Here is a 17644-nt window from a genome sequence, read left to right on the forward strand (position 1 = left end):
CCTGACGCCCGCGGGCACCTCGACACCTCTGAGCACGGCGGCACCTCGGGGCACCCCGACACCCGGGGGCGCACCCGGACGCGGTCGCGGGCGGCGGTCCGGCGCGGTCGTGCGCGGGTCGGCGGCGCTCGTCGCGCGGCTCCGGGGCTCGGACGAGCGGGAGGAGGACGGCCGCATCCTGCTGCTCACGAGCGCGTTCGTCGCGTTCGCGCTGCTCCTCGTGACGGTCGTGGTGAGCGCCACGGAGGTGCACCTCGAACGCAAGCGGCTCTACGCGCTCGCCGATGCGCTCGCCCTCACGGCGGCCGACTCGACGACCCCTGAGACGTTCTACTCCGGCGGCGCCGCGCCGCCGGTCGAGGGTGCCGTCCTCACGCTGACCGACACCGGGATCCGCGCGGACGTCGACGACTATCTCGCCCGGAACCCCGCAGCGCTCGCCGGTCTGAGCGAGGTCGTGGTGACCGACGCGTCGACCGGCGACGGGCGCACGGCGTCGGTCGGCCTCGCCGCGCGGGCGCGACCCGCGATGATCAGCTGGGTGACCGGGGCGTGGAGTGATGGCATCATCGTGCGTGCAGAGTCACGTGCCAGAGCGTGGTGAGCACCTGTTGCTGTTCGACGAAGAACGTCCAGGGAAAGGAATACCGCAACGTCGCGTGAGCGCGCTCTCGCGCCTTTGTTCACTTTCTTAACTTTGGATGGCCACTTCTGGTTCGGCCCTGTCAAAACCCCAGGTTCGCCGCTATGGTGATCCGGTCCGACAACAACTCCAACGATGGAGAGCTACAACATGAACGCACGAGCAACGAAGAAGCTCGTCGCCGGGGGTGCCCTCGGTGCGATGCTCATCGGCACGGTCGCCCTCGCGTCCGCTGCCTCCGCCGACCAGGTGGGCGACGACACGAACGTCGACGTCTCCGTCGAGATCGAGTCCAACGTGGAGCCGGGCAACCTCGCCCTCACCGTCGCCGCGAACTCGACCACGCTGACCGAGGCCGACGAGTCGTCGGTCGAGGGCACGCGCGAGTTCAACGGTGCCCTCCCGGAGGTCACCGTCACCGACACGCGGACCGAGGTGCCCGAGGGCGCCTACTGGTACGTGCTGGGCAGCGCGTCGGCCTTCACGGGCGACGCGGGCGAGATCGGTGCCGACAACCTCGGCTGGGCCCCGACCCTCGTCGACGGTGGCGACACCGGCCTGGTCTCCGAGGGCGAGCCGGTCGAGCCCTCCCTCGAGGACGGCCCGGGTCTCGTCGACCAGGAGCTCCTGGTCTCGACGTTCGACTCGGCCGAGGTCAACCCCGAGGGTTCCTGGACCGCCGGCGCGAACCTCACGCTGCGCACGGGTGAGGACGTCGCGCCGGGCGCGTACAACTCGACCATCACGCTGTCCCTGTTCGAGGACTGAGCCGTCCCGACGTCCCGGTGACCGGTTCCGGCCGGGCACCGACCGAGTAGTCACACGACGGGTCGCACCGTCCCGCACGACCACGGTCGTGCCGGGCGGGCGACCCGTCGTCGTACGGAGAGAAGCCCCTGCGTGATCCCCGCACCAACGCACCCCGCCCGCACCGGGTCCCCGTCCCGCCGTCGCGGGCGTCGTCTCGTCCTCGCCGCGACCGCCCTCGCCCTCGGCCTCCTGCCAGCGACCCCGCTCGCCGTCGCCGCGTCCGCGACGACCGCCGCCGCGAGCGCGCACGCCGGCGTCGCGAGCGCGCAGGCCGACGTCGTGAGCGCTCTGCCGACGGCACTGCCCCTCGACACCGAGGACCGCATCACGTGGGGCGCCAAGCCCGCGGACGCGAACGGTCCCGACGGGCGTCGCGGCGTCGACCTCGTCGCCGACCCGGGCACGACGGTCGAGGAGCACATCGCCGTCTCGAACTTCAGCGACGTGCCGGCCACGTTCGCGCTCAAGGCCGCGGACGGCTACCTCACCGCCAACGGGCGCTTCAACATGCTCTCCTCGGACCAGGAGTCCACCGACGCGGGGACGTGGTTCACCGTCCAGGAGAGCGTCGAGGTGGGACCGAAGGAGACGGTGGTCGTCCCGTACACGATCGCGGTCCCCGAGAACGCGACCCCGGGCGACCACCCGGCGGGCATCGCCGCGTCGGTCACGAGCACGGGCGGCGGCGAGGGCGGTACGAGCGTCGGCGTCGAGAGCCGTGTCGGGTTCCGCGTCACGACGCGCGTCACCGGCGACATCCAGCCCGCGCTCGCCGTCGAGGACGTCAAGGCGTCCTACGCGCCGTCGTGGAACCCGTTCGCCGCGGGCGACCTCACCGTCTCCTACGACGTCGCCAACGACGGCAACGTGCGCCTCGGCGCCGAGGGTCAGGTCGCGACGTCCTCCCTCTTCGGCGCCGTGACGGACGAGGCGACGGCGGAGCCGCTCGGGGAGGTCCTGCCGGGCGGATCCCTGCGGAGCAAGGTCGCGTTCGCCGACGTCTGGCCGCTCGGGCCGGTCAGCACGACGATCACCGTGACGCCGATCGTCGTCGGCGACGACCAGGTGGACGCGCCGCTCGACCCGGTGACGGTCACCGTCACCACGTGGGCGGTCCCGTGGCCGCAGCTCCTGCTCCTCGCGATCGTCGTGGTCGTGATCGTGGGCGTCCGGGACGACCGCCGACGCCGGCGCCAGCGCCTCGAGGCGATGCTCGCGAAGGCGCGCGACGAGGGCCGCCAGCAGGCGACGACCGCCGAGCCGGCGCCGTCGACCGCGGGCCGGTCCGCCCCCCAGGGCGGCACGAAGGACTGACGGCGACGCGCCGTCGGGCGGCCCTCGCCCGGTGGCACCGAACCCCCGCGGCGGCCCGCGCGCGGACCCCGCGCGCGGTCCCCTCGCCGTGGCCTCGCGCGACGGCGCCGACCGCGCGCGGGGTCGCGTAACCTTGAACCTCGTGGCCACCATCGACTTCCCGTCCGAGATCAAGGCGCTGCGGAGCACGCTCGAGTCCATCGAGAGCGTGAGCGACCCGGAGGAGCTGCGCGCGACGATCGCGAACCTCTCGGAGAAGGCGTCGGCGCCCGACCTGTGGGACGACCCCGACGCGGCGCAGAAGGTGACGTCGGCGCTCTCCGCCGCGCAGTCGGAGCTGGACCGGGTGAAGAAGCTCGGGCAGCGCATCGCCGACGTCGAGACCCTGGTCGAGATGGGCCAGGAGATGGAGGACGAGGACACCCTCGTCGAGGCCGAGAACGAGGTCGCCGCCATCCGCAAGGATCTCGACCAGCTCGAGGTCCGCACCCTGCTCGCCGGCGAGTACGACGCGCGCGAGGCCGTCGTGACGATCCGCGCGGGCGCCGGTGGCGTCGACGCGGCCGACTTCGCGGAGATGCTGCTGCGCATGTACCTGCGCTGGGCGGAGCGCCACGGCTACCCGACGACTGTCCTCGACACGTCGTACGCGGAGGAGGCGGGGCTCAAGTCTGCGACGTTCGAGGTGAAGGCGCCCTACGCGTTCGGCCACCTGTCGGTCGAGGCGGGCACCCACCGCCTCGTGCGCATCTCGCCGTTCGACAACCAGGGCCGCCGCCAGACGTCGTTCGCGGCGGTCGAGGTGATCCCGCTCATCGAGCAGACGGACTCGATCGAGATCCCGGAGTCGGAGATCAAGGTCGACGTGTTCCGGTCCTCGGGCCCGGGCGGGCAGTCGGTCAACACGACGGACTCCGCGGTGCGCATGACGCACATCCCGACGGGCATCGTCGTCTCGATGCAGAACGAGAAGTCGCAGATCCAGAACCGCGCCGCGGCTCTCCGCGTGCTCCAGTCCCGCCTGCTGCTCGTGCGCCAGGAGGAGGAGAACGCGAAGAAGAAGGAGCTCGCGGGCGACATCAAGGCGAGCTGGGGCGACCAGATGCGCTCCTACGTGCTGCAGCCGTACCAGATGGTCAAGGACCTGCGCACCGAGCACGAGGTGGGCAACCCCTCGGCGGTGTTCGACGGCGACATCGACGACTTCATCGAGGCCGGGATCCGCTGGCGCCGCGGGGTGCAGAAGGAGGCCTGACCCTCCGCGGCCGCCCCGGGCCGATTGATCCGAGCAACGGATCGATGCACCCGGGCGCGGCGTGTCCGCCCCGCCGGGCCGCAGACGCATGCCTACCCTCGGGATCGTGCGACGAACCCCGTTCGTCCACGGATCGACCCCCGACCCGAGGAACGTGCCGCTGTGATCCGCTTCGAGAACGTCACCAAGGTCTACGCGCGCGGCGCGAGGCCGGCCGTCGACGACGTGTCGTTGGAGGTCCGGCGCGGCGAGTTCGTCTTCCTCGTCGGTGCGTCCGGCTCCGGCAAGTCGACGTGCCTGCACCTCGTCCTGCGCGAGGAGCGCCCGACGAAGGGCAAGGTCTTCGTCGCGGGCCGCGACCTCGGGTCGATGTCGAGCTGGAACGTCCCGAAGCTGCGCCGCCAGATCGGGGTGGTCTTCCAGGACTTCCGCCTGCTGCCCAACAAGACCGTGTTCGAGAACGTCGCGTTCGCGCTCCAGGTGATCGGCAAGCCCCGTCACACCATCGCGATCACCGTGCCCGAGACGCTCGAGATGGTCGGCCTCGCGGGCAAGGAGAAGCGCCGCCCGCACGAGCTCTCCGGTGGTGAGCAGCAGCGCGTGGCCATCGCGCGCGCCATGGTCAACCGCCCGCCGATCCTGCTCGCCGACGAGCCGACCGGGAACCTCGACCCCACGACGTCCCTCGGGATCATGCGCCTGCTCGACCGCATCAACCGCACCGGCACGACCGTCGTCATGGCGACGCACGACGAGGAGATCGTCAACCAGATGCGCCGCCGCGTCGTCGAGCTCGACACCGGCACGCTCGTGCGCGACCAGGCGCACGGCTCGTACGGCGCGCGCGGCCAGGTCATCCCCGACCCGGCGACCGGACCGGCGCCCGAGTCGGCGCCGACCGCCGTCGTGCGCCGGACCGCACGCCCGTCCGCGGCGCCCGACCCGGCGCCGTCCTCGGCGCAGGACCCGGCCGAGGCGCCGGACCGGACGCCGGCGACCGGCGCGACGCCCGCGGTCGACGCGTCGGGCCGGCCACCGCTGCCCCGGCGACGCTCGACGCGTCGCCATGTCGACGCGACGGCGGGGGAGTGAGCGGCGTGCGACTCCAGTTCATCCTCGCGGAGCTCGGCCAGGGCCTGCGGCGCAACGTGTCCATGGCCGTCTCCGTCGTGCTCGTCACCTTCGTCTCGCTCACGTTCGTCGGGTCGTCGCTGCTGCTCCAGGCGCAGATCGGCAAGCTCAAGGACGACTGGTACGACAAGGTCGAGGTGTCCGTCTTCCTCTGCCCGGCCGGGTCGCCGTCGCCCACGTGCGCCGCCGGCGAGGCCACGCCCGACCAGATCGCGGCGATCGAGGACCTGTTCGACACGGAGCTCGGCGACGAGATCCAGACGGTCTACTTCGAGTCCAAGGACGACGCGTTCGCGGCGTTCACCGAGCGCTACCCCGACGGGTACCTGGGCACGCAGCTCACGGTCGACGACATGCAGGCGTCCTTCCGCCTCAAGCTCACCAACCCGGAGAACTACGAGGTCGTCAACGACGTCGTGACGGGGCGGCCGGGCGTCGAGGTGGTCGAGGACCAGCGCCGCATCTTCGACTCGCTGTTCCTCGCGCTCAACCGCGCGTCCCTGCTCGCGGCCGGTCTCGCGGCGGTCATGCTGCTCGCGGCCGTGCTGCTCATCACGACGACGATCCGCCTCTCCGCGCTCAGCCGACGGCGCGAGACGGGCATCATGCGGCTCGTCGGGGCGTCGAACCTGTTCATCCAGCTCCCGTTCCTCCTCGAGGGCGCGATCGCCGCCGTGCTCGGCGCGGTCCTGGCGGTCGGCGGGCTCTGGGTCGGCGTGAAGTACCTCGTCACGGACTGGCTGTCCCAGTCCGTGACGTGGGTGGCCTACGTCGACGAGGCGGACGTGCTGCGCATCGCACCCGTGCTCGTCGGGATCGCTTTCCTGCTGGCGGCCGTGTCCTCGGTCGTCACGCTCAACCGCCACACGAGGGTGTGAGATGACCCGGGACCTCCGCCGCGCGACAGCGGCTCTGATCGCCACGACCCTGCTCCTCGTGGGGGGTGTCGCCTCGGCGTCCGCCGACGACATCGACGACCGCCGGGCCGCGGCGGAGCGTCGCCAGTCCGAGATCCTCGGCAACCGCGAGCAGCTGCAGTCCGAGCTCGAGGACACGGACTCGGCGCTCGCGCAGGCCGTCGTCGACCTCCAGGCCATCGAGGCGCGGCTGCCCGTCGCCCAGGCCGAGCTCGACGCGGCCCAGGCCGAGGTCGAGCGGACGCAGCGCGAGGCGGAGCTGCTCGCGCAGCGGCTCGAGGACGCGCTGGGCCAGGAGGCCGCGATCAGCGCCGAGATCGAGCGCGGCGCGACCGAGGTGGCCGACGCCAAGTCGAGCATCGCCGAGATGGCGCGCCAGGCGTACCGCGGCCAGGGCGACGTCTCGAGCCTCGGCATCGTCACGGGTGCGCAGAGCACCGAGGAGTTCATCGCGGAGTACGCCGTCTCCTCGACGGCGGCGCGCAGCCAGTCCCGCTCGCTCCAGGAGCTGCTCGAGGCCGAGTCGGTGTCGCGCAACCGCGAGGCGCGCCTCCAGGCGGTGCGCGAGACGGTCACCGACCTCAAGCAGCAGGCGGACGAGAACCTCGTCGCCGCCGAGGCGGCGCGCACGGCCGCGGCCGACCGCAAGGCCGAGGTCGAGCAGCTCATCGTCGACCAGCAGGCCAAGAAGGCGACGATCGAGGAGCGCAAGTCCGCGGCCGAGGCCAAGGTCGCCGAGAACGAGGCCGCGCAGCAGTCCCTGCAGAGCGAGATCAAGGGCATCATCGCGGAGCAGGCCGAGCGTGACCGCAAGGCCGCCGAGGAGGAGGCGCGCCGCCAGCAGCAGAGCCAGCAGTCCGGCGGCGGTGGCGGGGGCGGTGGCGGCGGCGGGTCGTCCTCCGGCGGTGGTGGCGGCGGAGGTGGCGGTTCGTCCTCCGGCGGCGACCGCGGCAGCATCTCGAGCTTCCTGTCGTACCCGACGGCGGTGCCCTACGTGACCTCGAGCTACGGGATGCGCCTGCACCCCATCCTCGGCTACTACCGCCTGCACGCGGGGACGGACCTGCGCGCCTACTGCGGCACGCCGATCATGGCGGCCGGGCCCGGGACGGTCGTCCACGCCCAGTGGCGCAACGGCTTCGGCAACCAGGTGCTCGTCAACCACGGCACGGTGGGCGGCAAGAACCTCATGACGAGCTACAACCACCTCACGCGCTTCGCGGTGTCGTCCGGCCGGACCGTCAACAAGGGTGACGTCATCGGCTACTCGGGCAACACCGGCCTCTCGGGGGCGTGCCACCTGCACTTCGAGGTGTACGTCAACGGGTCGACGATCGACCCGATGTCCGTGCTGCGCTGACCGGGCCGGGTCGCGCTCCGGGCGTCGCGCCCGACCCGCCCCGGCCCCCGCGCGACCGCACCCGGGGGATAATCGGTACCGGGCGCCGTCGGGCACCCGTACGCTGGGGCGCCCGCACGGCTCGGGGCCGACGCACGGACGGTGCCCCGGACGAGCACCCGGGCGACAGCACCGACAGCAGAGAAGGACGGTAGGACACGGATGGCGAAGGACAGCGGCCGCAAGGTCGTCGCCAGCAACCGCAAGGCACGCCACGACTACGTGATCGAGGACGTGTACGAGGCGGGGATCGTCCTGTCCGGGACCGAGGTCAAGGCGCTGCGGATGGGCAGGGCGTCGCTCGTCGACGGCTACGTCGCGGTCGACCGCGGCGAGGCCTGGCTCGAGAACGTCCACATCCCCGAGTACACCGAGGGCACGTGGAACAACCACGCCCCGCGCCGCAAGCGCAAGCTGCTCCTGCACAAGGAGGAGATCCTGCGCCTCGAGTCCAAGACGCGCGAGAAGGGGCACACGATCGTGCCCCTCGCGCTGTACTTCCTCGACGGCCGCGCCAAGGTCGAGATCGCGCTCGCGCGTGGCAAGAAGGAGTACGACAAGCGCCAGGCGCTCCGCGAGAAGCAGGACAACCGCGAGGCGCAGCGCGCCATGCGGCAGCGCGAGCTGCGCTGACGCCGCGCGGGGCGTCCCGCACGCGGTCCCGTGCCCGACGTCGGCCCTACCCGCTGGTGACGCCGTCGCCCTCGACGTACGGTCGAGGGCGAGACGAAGACCGCGAACCAGGAGGCCCCATGGTCAAGCTCCGCCAGTACATCCCGCGCCTCGCGGCGGGGGCGTACATCCTCAACTCCGGCCTGAGCAAGCGCGGTGCCGACGAGGAGACCGCGCAGGGACTGCACGGGATGGCCGCCGGCACGTACTCGTTCCTCGGGGACGTCGAGCCGAAGCAGTTCACCAAGACCCTGTCGACCGCCGAGATCGCGCTCGGCGCGGCCCTCGTGGCGCCCTTCGTCCCGACCGGTCTCGTCGCCGTCGGGCTCGGCGTCTTCTCGGCCGGCCTCGTCGGCATGTACCTCAAGACGCCGGGCATGACGCGCGAGGACGGGGTGCGACCCACCGAGCAGGGGACCGGGCTCGCGAAGGACGTGTTCCTCCTCGGGATCGCCGGCGGGCTGCTCGTCGACTCGCTGAGCCGGAAGAAGTAGCCGCGACGCGGGTACCGGCGGCGCACGACCGCCGGTACCCGGCCGCGCGGAAATATCCGTGCGGGGCACGGCGTTGATCGCGTAGGCTGGACCTGCTGCACGAGGTCCGGGTCCGCCCGGGCGCCGCGCAGTGCTTGACAACTGCACAGGGGGTGATCGGTTTCGACGGTGGTCGTGCTTCGAGGAGAAGCGGGCCGAGGATGCAGGCTTATCTCGTAAACGATGTCTGCAAAACACAGGTGCCGATAACAAGCGCACCGACTTCGCCCTCGCCGCCTGAGCGAGCCCCGAAGTCCGTCAGCCCGAGCTAGCTCTCGACTCGGATCCTGGCGTCATCTAGAGAGCCACTGCTCGCAGTCCTCGTCACCGGGGCTGCGGGGACTTTCAGGTGACTGAGCCCGTCCGCATCTTGTCTGCGTGAGTGCGGGGGCCGAGAAAAACGACAGCAGACTGCGCCCGGAGAAGTCCTCGATCGGCGTCACCGGACCGGGGTTCGATTCCCCGCACCTCCACCCCTGCGGCGACGGCCCGCACCCCTCTCGGGGTGCGGGCCGTCGCCGTCCCGGCGCTCGTTCGCGTCACCAGCCGTGGCGCTCCCAGGCCGCCGCCGCCTCGTCGCCCTCGAGCCACTCGAGTCGCAGCCGCCGCCCCCGCACCTCGAGCCGGGCGTCGTCGTCACGAGGGAGCGGGGGCGCGCCGGGATCGTCGCTGTACAGGTCCTCGTCGCCGTCCGTGCCGTCGAGGTGGACCCGCCACTGCACGCGCGGCTCCGGGTTGACGTGCCGGGGGAACGTCTGCGGCCCGACCGTGTCCCAGTGCGTGCACACGCGCGTCACGAGGTGGCCGGCGAGCCGGGCCGTGCCCTCGTCGTCGGCCCACAGGCGCGCGACGCGACCGGTGCCCTCCGGGGCGACGGGCTCAGTCACGGGCGGACGCCCCGACGAGCGGAGCCTGCCCCGACGACGGCGCCTGCGGGTCGTCGTCCGGCCCCGTGCCGCCGTCGTCGGCCGGGGGAGCACCGCCGTCCTGCGCACGACGGCGCACCCGGCGCAGCACCCAGCGCACGACGAGCAGGACGAGGCCGACGACGACGAGCCACGGGAGCAGCGCGCCGAGGACGACGACCAGGCCGTTGAGCGTGGTCAGCAGAGCGTTCCAGCCGTTCTGCAGACCGCCGAGGAAGCCGCCGGGAGCGAGCTGCTCGGCCGGCACCACCTGCACGACCGTGACGTGCAGCGTCGACATCGAGACCTGGTCCGTGAGCGCGGCGCGCTGCGACTGGAGCGACTCGAGCTCTGCCTGGCGCGTCGTGAGCTCCTGTTCGGCGGCGAGCAGGTCCGCGGTCGTCGCGGCGTCGCCCATGAGCGTCCGCAGACGCTCGACCGACGTGGTGAGCGCCGCGACGCGGGCGTCGAGGTCGCGCGCGGTGCCGGTCACGTCGACCGCCTCGATCGCGAGGTCGCGCACCTCGCCGACCTGACCGAGCGCGTCCACGGTCGCGGTCGTCTGGGCCGCCGGCACGCGCACGGTCAGCTCGGCCGTGGGCCGCGCGTCGCCCTCGGGCTCGGACTGCCGACGGCTCTCGACCCGCCCGCCCGCGCTCTCCGCGAGCTCGGCGACCTGCTCGGCGGCCGCCGACGGGTCCTTCGCGACGACGGTCACCGAGCCGGTCGTGACGATCTCGCGGTCCGCCTCGACCACGGCGTCCTCGTCGCCGGTCGTGATCCCGGCCGGGGCGCCGGACGAGGCGTCGGTGCCGTCGACCACCGCCGCCTCGGACCCCGCGCCGGAGTCGAGGGCGGCGTCGCCGGCGCCCGGCGTCGCGGAGCAGCCGGCCAGGAGCGCGCCGCCGAGCACCAGCGCGACGACGACGGCGAGAGGGCGAGTGGTCCGCATGCTGCGAGGGTAGGGGGCCAACCGCGCGAACCGGACAGCCGCACCCACATCGTGACCGTCTTGTGAACTGTCCGTGATCCGACCGTCGCCGGCGCCGTGCGGACGTACCGGTCCGCGCGCGAGGATGGGCGCGTGCTCGTGTGCTGCGGACTCGTGACCCTCGACGTCGTCCAGGTCGTCGACGCCCTGCCCGGACCCGACGAGAAGGTCGTCGCGCGGTCCCTCGCCGCGACGTTCGGCGGCCCGGCCGCGAACGCCGCGGCCACCGCCGTCGCGCGCGGCGTCCCGACGACCCTCGTCACCGCCGTGGGCCACGGGCCCCTCGCCGCGGTCGTGCGGTCCGAGCTCGAGTCCGCCGGCGTCGCGCTCGTCGACGCGGCGGACGGCGTCGCCGGGGCGGTGCAGCCCGCGGTCTCGACGGTGCTGGTCACGCGTGCGACCGGCGAGCGCGCGGTCGTGAGCACCAACGCCTCCGGCTTCGGCGACCTCACCGATGCGCGTCTCGCGGCGCCGGGTCGCACGGCGGACCTGCTGGACGAGCTCGGCCCCGGGGACGTGCTGCTGCTCGACGGTCACCACCCGGGGCTCGCGCTCCGGGTCGCGCGCCGCGCGCGGGAGCGCGGGTGCGCCGTCGTGCTGGACGGGGGCTCCTGGAAGCCCGACGCGCCCGCGATGATCGGGCTGTGCGACGCCGTCGTCGTGTCGGCGGACTTCCGGCCGCCCGGCGTCGCGACGGACGACGTGCTCGACGCTGTCGCCGCGCTGGGCCCTCGGTTCGTCGCGCGGACCCGCGGTCCGCGGCCCGTCGAGGTGCTCGACGCGGGGGAGAGGTACGAGGTCGCGGTCCCGCGGCCAGGCCGCGTGGTCGACACCCTGGGCGCGGGCGACGTGGTCCACGGCGCGTTCGCCGCGGCGGCGGCGCGCGGGTCGTCGTGGCGCGCGGCGCTGGAGGACGCCGCGCTGGTCGCGTCCCGCTCGGTCGAGCACGCCGGCGCGCGGGGCTGGATCGCCGCGACGTCGTGACGCGCGGGGGCCGTGGGACCAAGGTCCCGGGTCGCGGCCTCCTCGGCTACATTTCGGTCACGAAGCCGGGAGAGAGTTGACAGCCACTTAGTAAAGGCAGTCTACTAACAAACATGACAACGGCAGTCACCGGCACCGGCACACCGAGGAGGCGACTGAGCACAGGGCTCAGGCCGACCTCCAAGGTGCTCCCCGAGCACGCTCGGGCCCACAACCGGTCGCTCGTGCTGCAGCACCTGTTCCACGAGGGCCCCACGTCGCGCGCCGACCTCGCGCGCGCCACCTCCCTCACCCGCGTGACCATCTCCGACCTCGTCTCCGTGCTCATCGCCGAGGGCCTGGTCGAGGAGCTCGGCGTCCGCCCGGGGCAGCGCGTGGGCAAGCCCGCGATCCTCGTCGGCATGCGCACGAGCGCGTACCAGATCGTCTCCGTCGACCTCACCGACGACGAGGTCCTGCGCGGCGCCGTCGTCACGCTCACGGGCGACTTCGTCGTGCGGCAGAGCCTCGCGGTGGACGGCCGCACCGGCACCGAGCTCGTCGACCTCCTCATGCGCTTCTGCCGCGGCCTCATCGCGTCCGCGACCCAGCCGGTCATCGGCGTGGGGATCGGGTCGCCCGGCGTCGTCGACGCCGAGGGCCGCGTCATCGAGGCGCCGAACCGCCGCTGGTACGACGTCCCGCTCGCGGCCCAGCTCACGGAGCGGCTCGGGCTCGCGGTCCACGTCGCCAACGACGCCAACATCGCCGCGCTCGGTGAGTTCACGTTTGGGGGAGCGGCCGGGGACGGCCTGCTCGTCCTCACGGTGGGCGAGGGCGTGGGCGCCGGCATCATGGTCGACGGCGCGCGCGTGCACGGGCACGCCGACGCCGCCGGCGAGCTCGGCCACGTGACTGTGGTCGAGGACGGCGAGCCGTGCGCCTGCGGGCGCCGCGGCTGCCTGGAGACTGTCCTGTCCGTGCCGGCGCTGCGCCGCGCGGTGGACGGGCTCGACACCGAGGCTTCCGACGCCGTGCTGGCGTCGGTGGGCAGGACGCTGGGCATCGCCCTGGCCCCTGTCGTCAGTGCGCTCAACCTCGCGGAGGTGCTCGTGAGCGGTCCTGCGGACCTGCTCGACGGCCCCCTGCGCGAGTCGGCGTTCGAGACCATCCGCTCCCGCACCATGCCGGTCATCGGCAGCGGGCTGCAGGTGCGGATGGCCACGCTCGACGAAGACGTCGTCCTCGCTGGGGCCGCCGTCCTCGTCCTCTCCGGACAGCTGGGGGTCTCGTGAGCCGACGACGCTCCGCCTGACCCGCCCTGCCCGACCGGGGCGCGGGCCACGACCCGCCCCTCACGACCTCCTGGGACCCCCAGTGCAGCACCCCCAGGAACGCAATAACACAGCAGCACCCCTGCACACGCTCGATTACGCAGGACTCCTGCCACACCTCCGGTGGGGGCATCGCCGCCACCACCAAGAATCACCGAGAGGAAGCACCCAGTGAAGAGGAACCGTCTCGTCGCCGCCTCCGTGGCGTCGACGATCACCCTGGCGCTCGCGCTGACCGCCTGCAGCACCGGCGGCGGGAGCGACGACAACGGCTCCGGCGACGGCGAGTCCGCCTCCGGCGACATCCGCGTCTGGCTCAACGGGTCGGACACGCCCGACGCCGCGCGCGACTACCTCAAGACCACGTTCGAGGAGGAGAACCCGGGCAGCACCCTCACGATCGAGGAGCAGTCCTGGACCGGCCTCGTCGACAAGCTCACCACGTCGCTCTCCGGCTCCGACAGCCCGGACATCGTCGAGGTCGGCAACACGCAGTCCCCGGCCTTCACGTCCGCAGGCTTCTTCCGCGAGATCACCGAGGACGAGTTCCAGTCCCTCGGCGGCGACGACCTGCTCGGCGGCTTCGTCGAGGCCGGCGACTGGGAGGGCAAGCACTACGCCCTGCCGTACTACGCCGGCTCGCGCGCCGTGTTCTACACGCCGCAGGTCACCGGCTCCACCCCGGTCCCGACGACGCTCGACGAGTACGTCGAGACCGCGAAGTCGCTCAAGACGGACACGGTCTCCGGCGTCTACTGGCCCGGCCAGGACTGGTACAACGCTCTGCCCTTCGTCTGGGAGAACGGCGGCTTCATCGCCGAGCAGAACGACGACGGCGAGTGGGAGGCCGGGTTCTCCTCGGAGGGCGGCCTCGCCGGCCTCGAGCAGGTCCAGGACCTCATGACGAACGCGTCGCTCGCGCCGAAGGACGGTCAGGAGACCGACCTCCAGGTGCCGTTCTGCGAGGGCCAGGTGGCCTACGTGTCGGCCCCGACGTGGATCGCCGGCACCATCAAGACCTCGGCCACGCCCGAGGACCCCAAGACCACCCCCGGGTGCCTCGAGACCTACGGCTCCGACCTCGCGGCGTTCCCGCTGCCCGGCAAGACCGCGGGTGAGCCGGCGGCCGTGTTCGCCGGTGGCTCGAACATCGCCGTCGCGGCGAAGTCCAACAACCCGGACCTCGCGTACAAGGCGTTCGAGATCATGATGAGCGACGAGTACCAGACGATCCTCGCCCAGGCGAACATGATCCCGGCGAAGAAGTCCCTCGCGAGCGAGGTGCCGCAGGACAACCCGATCGCCCAGGCGGGCGTCGAGGCGGCGCAGAACGCTCGCCTCACCCCGGCGTCCCCGAAGTGGGCCGACGTCGAGGCGCAGAACGTGCTCCAGAGCGCCTTCACGAAGCTCGCCAACGGCGATGACGTGCAGACGGTCGCCGAGGAGCTCGACGCGAAGATCGAGTCGATCCTCAACAGCTGAGCCGGTCCGACGGTGCCTGGTGACCGCCAGGCACCGTCGGAGGCTCGAGCCGTCAGGGGTGGGGACTCCTTCGCCGGAGCCCCCACCCCTTCCCATGACGGGCCCCGGAGGCACGTCGCCTGCGCACCACCGCGCAACCCCTGACGGAGTGAGGAAATGAGCTCAACCACCCTCGAACCCCGCACCGAGCGCTCCGGCGCGCCCGTGCGGCCACCCAAGAAGCGGCGTCCACCGATCCTGCCGTGGACGCTCCTCGTCCCCAGCCTCGTCGTGCTCGGCATCCTCGTCGGATACCCGCTCGTGCGGCTCGTCATCATGTCGTTCCAGAAGTACGAGCGGGCCCAGCTCATGGGTCAGCCCGCCGAGTGGGTCGGCTTCGACAACTACGTCCAGGTCCTCACCGACGTGGACGGCTTCTGGACCGTGCTCCTGCGCAGCTTCCTGTTCATGGTGGCGTGCGTCGTCCTGACCATGGTGCTCGGCACGCTCATCGCGCTGCTCATGATGCGTCTCGGCAAGGGCTTCCGCCTGCTGGTCTCGGTCGGGCTGCTGCTGGCGTGGGCCATGCCGGCGCTCGCCGCGACCATCGTCTGGGGCTGGATCTTCGACACCCAGTACGGTGTCATCAACAACCTGCTGACCGCGATCACGGGCGACAACTGGATGGGCCACTCGTGGCTGCTCAACCCGCTCCAGTTCTTCCTCATCGCGACGATCGTCATCGTGTGGGGCGCCGTGCCGTTCGTCGCCTTCACGATGTACGCGGGACTGACGCAGATCCCGGGCGAGGTCCTGGAGGCGGCCCAGCTCGACGGCGCCACGCCGGTGCAGCGCTTCCGGCTCATCATGGTCCCGTACGTCCGCAGCATCATCACGGTGCTCATCGTGCTGTCGATCATCTGGGACCTGCGCGTCTTCACGCAGATCTACGCCCTCCAGGGCGTCGGTGGCGACCGCGACAAGACGAACACGATCGGCGTGTACATCTACCAGATGGGCATGGCCCAGGGGCACTACGGTCTCGCCGGCGCGATCTCGGTGATCTTCGTGTTCATCATGCTCGGCATCTCGTTCTACTACGTGCGCCAGACGGTCCGGGAGGAAGAACTGTGAGCACCGTCCAGACCACCCCCCGCGCCGCGGTCCGGCACGCTTCCCCCGCGGCGGGCACCGCCCCTCGCGTGAGCCGCGAGAAGCAGCGCAAGAAGCTCGCGAACGTCGGCTACGCGATCCTGGCGATCATCGTCTTCGTCTCGTCGGTCTTCCCCGTCTACTGGATGATCAACACGTCGTTCCTGCCGTCGAGCCTCGTGCGCGGGACGGAGCTGAAGTTCTTCCCGACGCCCGACGTCTTCACGCTGAACAACTACGTCACGGCGATCACGGACGAGACGCGGGCCCCGTTCATCCCGGCCATGGGCAACTCGCTCACGGTGACGTTCTTCACCCTCGTCATCGCCATGGTGCTCGGCTTCCTCGCGTCGCTCGCGGTGACGCGTTTCCGGTTCAAGGGTCGCCGGACGTTCATCCTCGCGATCCTCGTGGTCCAGATGATCCCGGGCGAGGCGATGATGATCTCGATCTTCCGGATCATCGACAACTGGCAGATGCTCAACACGATCGTCGGGCTCGGGATCGTCTACGTGTCCGGCGTGCTGCCCTTCACGATCTGGACGCTGCGCGGGTTCGTCAACGGCGTCCCGGCGGACCTCGAGGAGGCCGCCATGATCGACGGGTGCTCGCGGGGCAAGGCGTTCTGGAAGATCACCTTCCCGCTCCTGGCCCCCGGGCTGGTCGCGACGGGTGTCTTCGCGTTCATCCAGGCGTGGAACGAGTTCGTCATGGCGCTGATCATCATGCAGCGCCCGGAGGCCATGACGCTGCCGGTCTGGCTGCGGACCTTCCAGCAGGCGACCCAGGCGACCAACTGGGGCGCGCTCATGGCCGGCTCGGTGCTCATCGCCATCCCGGCCGTGGTGTTCTTCCTCATCGTCCAGGGTCGGATGACCGGTGGCCTCGTCTCGGGTGCGGTGAAGGGCTGACGTGAGCGACCTGAGCACGGCTGCCTCGCTCGACGGCGAGGCGGCCGCAGCCCTGGCCGGACGCCCCGGCCCCGGGACCGCGTCACGGCGCGGTCCCGGGGGCCCGGGCAGCGCGGTGGGCCTCGACATCGGCGGCACCAAGGTGCTCGCGGCCTTCCTCGGCCCGGACGGGGTCGCGCGCGAGACGCTGCGCCTGCCGACGGTGCGCGGACCGGAGGGCGTCGTGTCCAGCGCGGCGCGCGCGGTCCGCGAGGTGGTCCGCCGCGCCTGCGGTGACCTCGCGGACGTCGACGGCGTCGGCGTCGGGGTCCCCGGGCTGGTGGATCCCGCCGACGGCTCCGTCGTGCACGCGGTGAACCTCGGCATCGAGGGCGGACGCTTCGCCCTCGCCGAGGCGCTGTCCGCGGAGCTCGGCGGCGTCCCGGTCCAGGTCGACAACGACCTCAACGTGGCCGCCCTCGGTGCCTCGCACCTGCGCGGCGCGGAGGGGGAGGACCTCGCGTTCCTCGCGCTCGGCACCGGGCTCGCGGCGGGCATCGTGCTCGGCGGCGAGCTGCGCCGGGGCGTGAGCGGCGCGGCGGGGGAGATCGGGCACATCCCGATCGACCCGCGCGGCCCCGAGTGCGCGTGCGGGCAGCGCGGGTGCGTGGAGGTCTACGCGTCGGGCTCCGCCGTGTCGGCGCGCTGGCCGTCGCGCCACGGCCGGCCGGCCCCTGCCGAGCTCTTCGAGGCAGCGGCCGCGGGCGACCCGGACGCGATCCGGATCAAGGACGAGTTCGCGTCCGCCGTCGCCTCCGCCGTCCGGATCCTCGAGCTGACGGTGGACGTGCGCCACGTGGTGCTCGGCGGCGGCGTGTCCGCGCTGGGCCAGCCGCTGCTGGACGCGGTCCGCGACGCGCTCGACGCGCAGTCGAGCACGTCCCCCTTCCTGTCCTCGTTGCGTCTGTCGGAGCGGGTCTCCCTCGCTCCGTCGGACGTCCCGGTCGCCGCCGTGGGCGCTGCTCTCGTCGGCCGTCGAAAGGTGTTGTGATGGAGGTCGTGATCGCTCCGGCGGAGCGGTTGGCGGTGCTGGCTGCGGATGCCGTGGAGGCGGTGGTGCGGTCGGGGCCGGGGGCGGTGCTGGGGTTGGCGACGGGGTCGTCGCCGTTGAAGGTGTACGACGAGCTGGTGCGGCGTCATGTGCAGGAGGGGTTGTCGTTCGCGGGGGTGCGGGCGTTCATGCTGGACGAGTACGTGGGGTTGCCGGTCGATCA

At 72.1% G+C, this 17644-nt stretch carries 17 protein-coding genes, 1 other RNA gene and 1 pseudogene; 17 read left to right on the top strand and 2 right to left on the bottom strand.

Translation table 11 applies throughout. The features are described 5' to 3' along the window. The first annotated feature begins 109 nt into the window (after positions 1-109). The 10 genes from MT994_RS10195 (at position 110) to ssrA (ending at position 9150) form a co-directional block, all read left to right on the top strand. Positions 110-604, top strand: a complete 495-nt coding sequence (locus tag MT994_RS10195) for a hypothetical protein (RefSeq protein ID WP_354806108.1) — start codon at positions 110-112, stop codon at positions 602-604. 189 nt (positions 605-793) lie between these two features. Beyond that, positions 794-1411 carry a hypothetical protein gene (locus tag MT994_RS10200; protein WP_021483459.1) on the top strand — a complete coding sequence of 206 codons (618 nt, stop codon included), beginning with the start codon at positions 794-796 and terminating at the stop codon, positions 1409-1411. Between the two features lie 132 nt (positions 1412-1543). Beyond that, positions 1544-2767: a hypothetical protein gene (locus MT994_RS10205; RefSeq protein ID WP_354806110.1), complete on the top strand. Its 1224-nt coding sequence runs from the start codon at positions 1544-1546 to the stop codon at positions 2765-2767. 142 nt (positions 2768-2909) lie between these two features. Next, on the top strand, positions 2910-4022 hold the full coding sequence (gene prfB / locus MT994_RS10210; RefSeq protein WP_031316541.1) for a peptide chain release factor 2: 1113 nt from the start codon (positions 2910-2912) through the stop codon (positions 4020-4022). 162 nt (positions 4023-4184) lie between these two features. Beyond that, positions 4185-5114 carry a cell division ATP-binding protein FtsE gene (ftsE, locus tag MT994_RS10215; RefSeq protein ID WP_354806111.1) on the top strand — a complete coding sequence of 310 codons (930 nt, stop codon included), beginning with the start codon at positions 4185-4187 and terminating at the stop codon, positions 5112-5114. 5 nt (positions 5115-5119) lie between these two features. Continuing rightward, positions 5120-6031, top strand: a complete 912-nt coding sequence (gene ftsX, locus MT994_RS10220; RefSeq protein WP_021483124.1) for a permease-like cell division protein FtsX — start codon at positions 5120-5122, stop codon at positions 6029-6031. Between the two features lies 1 nt (position 6032). Next, complete coding sequence (locus MT994_RS10225; RefSeq protein WP_354806112.1) at positions 6033-7430, top strand: peptidoglycan DD-metalloendopeptidase family protein; 1398 nt, start codon at positions 6033-6035, stop codon at positions 7428-7430. A 201-nt stretch (positions 7431-7631) separates the two neighbouring features. Further along, on the top strand, positions 7632-8102 hold the full coding sequence (smpB, locus tag MT994_RS10230) for an SsrA-binding protein SmpB (RefSeq protein WP_021482407.1): 471 nt from the start codon (positions 7632-7634) through the stop codon (positions 8100-8102). Positions 8103-8221: 119 nt separating this feature from the next. Further along, positions 8222-8635, top strand: coding sequence for a hypothetical protein (locus tag MT994_RS10235; protein ID WP_021482408.1), 414 nt, complete (start codon positions 8222-8224; stop codon positions 8633-8635). A 148-nt stretch (positions 8636-8783) separates the two neighbouring features. Then, positions 8784-9150: a transfer-messenger RNA gene (gene ssrA, locus MT994_RS10240) on the top strand. Between the two features lie 63 nt (positions 9151-9213). Here the strand turns inward: ssrA and MT994_RS10245 are convergent. Then, positions 9214-9561 (bottom strand): hypothetical protein, encoded by a 348-nt coding sequence (locus tag MT994_RS10245; RefSeq protein WP_354806114.1) that lies wholly within the window; start codon positions 9559-9561, stop codon positions 9214-9216. Then, positions 9554-10531, bottom strand: a complete 978-nt coding sequence (locus MT994_RS10250) for a DUF4349 domain-containing protein (RefSeq protein WP_354806115.1) — start codon at positions 10529-10531, stop codon at positions 9554-9556. The genes MT994_RS10245 and MT994_RS10250 overlap by 8 nt, the downstream gene beginning before the upstream one ends. A gap of 132 nt (positions 10532-10663) precedes the next feature. Here MT994_RS10250 and MT994_RS10255 point away from each other — a divergent pair, with 132 nt between their 5' ends. The 7 genes and pseudogenes from MT994_RS10255 to MT994_RS10285 form a co-directional block, all read left to right on the top strand. Beyond that, positions 10664-11554 carry a PfkB family carbohydrate kinase gene (locus MT994_RS10255; RefSeq protein WP_354806117.1) on the top strand — a complete coding sequence of 297 codons (891 nt, stop codon included), beginning with the start codon at positions 10664-10666 and terminating at the stop codon, positions 11552-11554. A 113-nt stretch (positions 11555-11667) separates the two neighbouring features. Continuing rightward, the gene (locus MT994_RS10260) at positions 11668-12828 is read left to right on the top strand and encodes an ROK family transcriptional regulator (protein WP_354806118.1); all 1161 of its coding nucleotides are present in this window, start codon (positions 11668-11670) and stop codon (positions 12826-12828) included. 210 nt (positions 12829-13038) lie between these two features. After that, the gene (locus MT994_RS10265; protein ID WP_354806120.1) at positions 13039-14349 is read left to right on the top strand and encodes an extracellular solute-binding protein; all 1311 of its coding nucleotides are present in this window, start codon (positions 13039-13041) and stop codon (positions 14347-14349) included. A gap of 156 nt (positions 14350-14505) precedes the next feature. Then, complete coding sequence (locus MT994_RS10270; RefSeq protein WP_021481373.1) at positions 14506-15462, top strand: sugar ABC transporter permease; 957 nt, start codon at positions 14506-14508, stop codon at positions 15460-15462. Then, entirely contained in the window at positions 15459-16391 is a 933-nt protein-coding gene (locus MT994_RS10275; RefSeq protein WP_021481374.1) for a carbohydrate ABC transporter permease, read from the top strand. The genes MT994_RS10270 and MT994_RS10275 overlap by 4 nt, the downstream gene beginning before the upstream one ends. A gap of 1 nt (position 16392) precedes the next feature. After that, positions 16393-17421: an ROK family protein gene (locus tag MT994_RS10280; protein WP_354806122.1), complete on the top strand. Its 1029-nt coding sequence runs from the start codon at positions 16393-16395 to the stop codon at positions 17419-17421. Further along, positions 17421-17644 (top strand): annotated as a pseudogene (locus tag MT994_RS10285) (glucosamine-6-phosphate deaminase); the annotation flags it as partial. The gene MT994_RS10280 and the pseudogene MT994_RS10285, both read left to right, overlap by 1 nt.

The sequence above is a fragment of the Cellulosimicrobium sp. MI9406 genome (assembly GCF_040595865.1).
In the GTDB taxonomy this organism is placed as follows: domain Bacteria; phylum Actinomycetota; class Actinomycetes; order Actinomycetales; family Cellulomonadaceae; genus Cellulosimicrobium; species Cellulosimicrobium funkei.

Bases quoted from the DNA above. Each gene is read 5' to 3' on its own strand.
- MT994_RS10225 (WP_354806112.1), top strand. From the start codon at position 6,033: ATGACCCGGGACCTCCGCCGCGCGACAGCGGCTCTGATCGCCACGACC.
- MT994_RS10260 (WP_354806118.1), top strand. From the start codon at position 11,668: ATGACAACGGCAGTCACCGGCACCGGCACACCGAGGAGGCGACTGAGC.
- MT994_RS10250 (WP_354806115.1), bottom strand. From the start codon at position 10,531: ATGCGGACCACTCGCCCTCTCGCCGTCGTCGTCGCGCTGGTGCTCGGC.
- MT994_RS10235 (WP_021482408.1), top strand. From the start codon at position 8,222: ATGGTCAAGCTCCGCCAGTACATCCCGCGCCTCGCGGCGGGGGCGTAC.
- smpB (WP_021482407.1), top strand. From the start codon at position 7,632: ATGGCGAAGGACAGCGGCCGCAAGGTCGTCGCCAGCAACCGCAAGGCA.
- MT994_RS10270 (WP_021481373.1), top strand. From the start codon at position 14,506: ATGAGCTCAACCACCCTCGAACCCCGCACCGAGCGCTCCGGCGCGCCC.
- MT994_RS10200 (WP_021483459.1), top strand. From the start codon at position 794: ATGAACGCACGAGCAACGAAGAAGCTCGTCGCCGGGGGTGCCCTCGGT.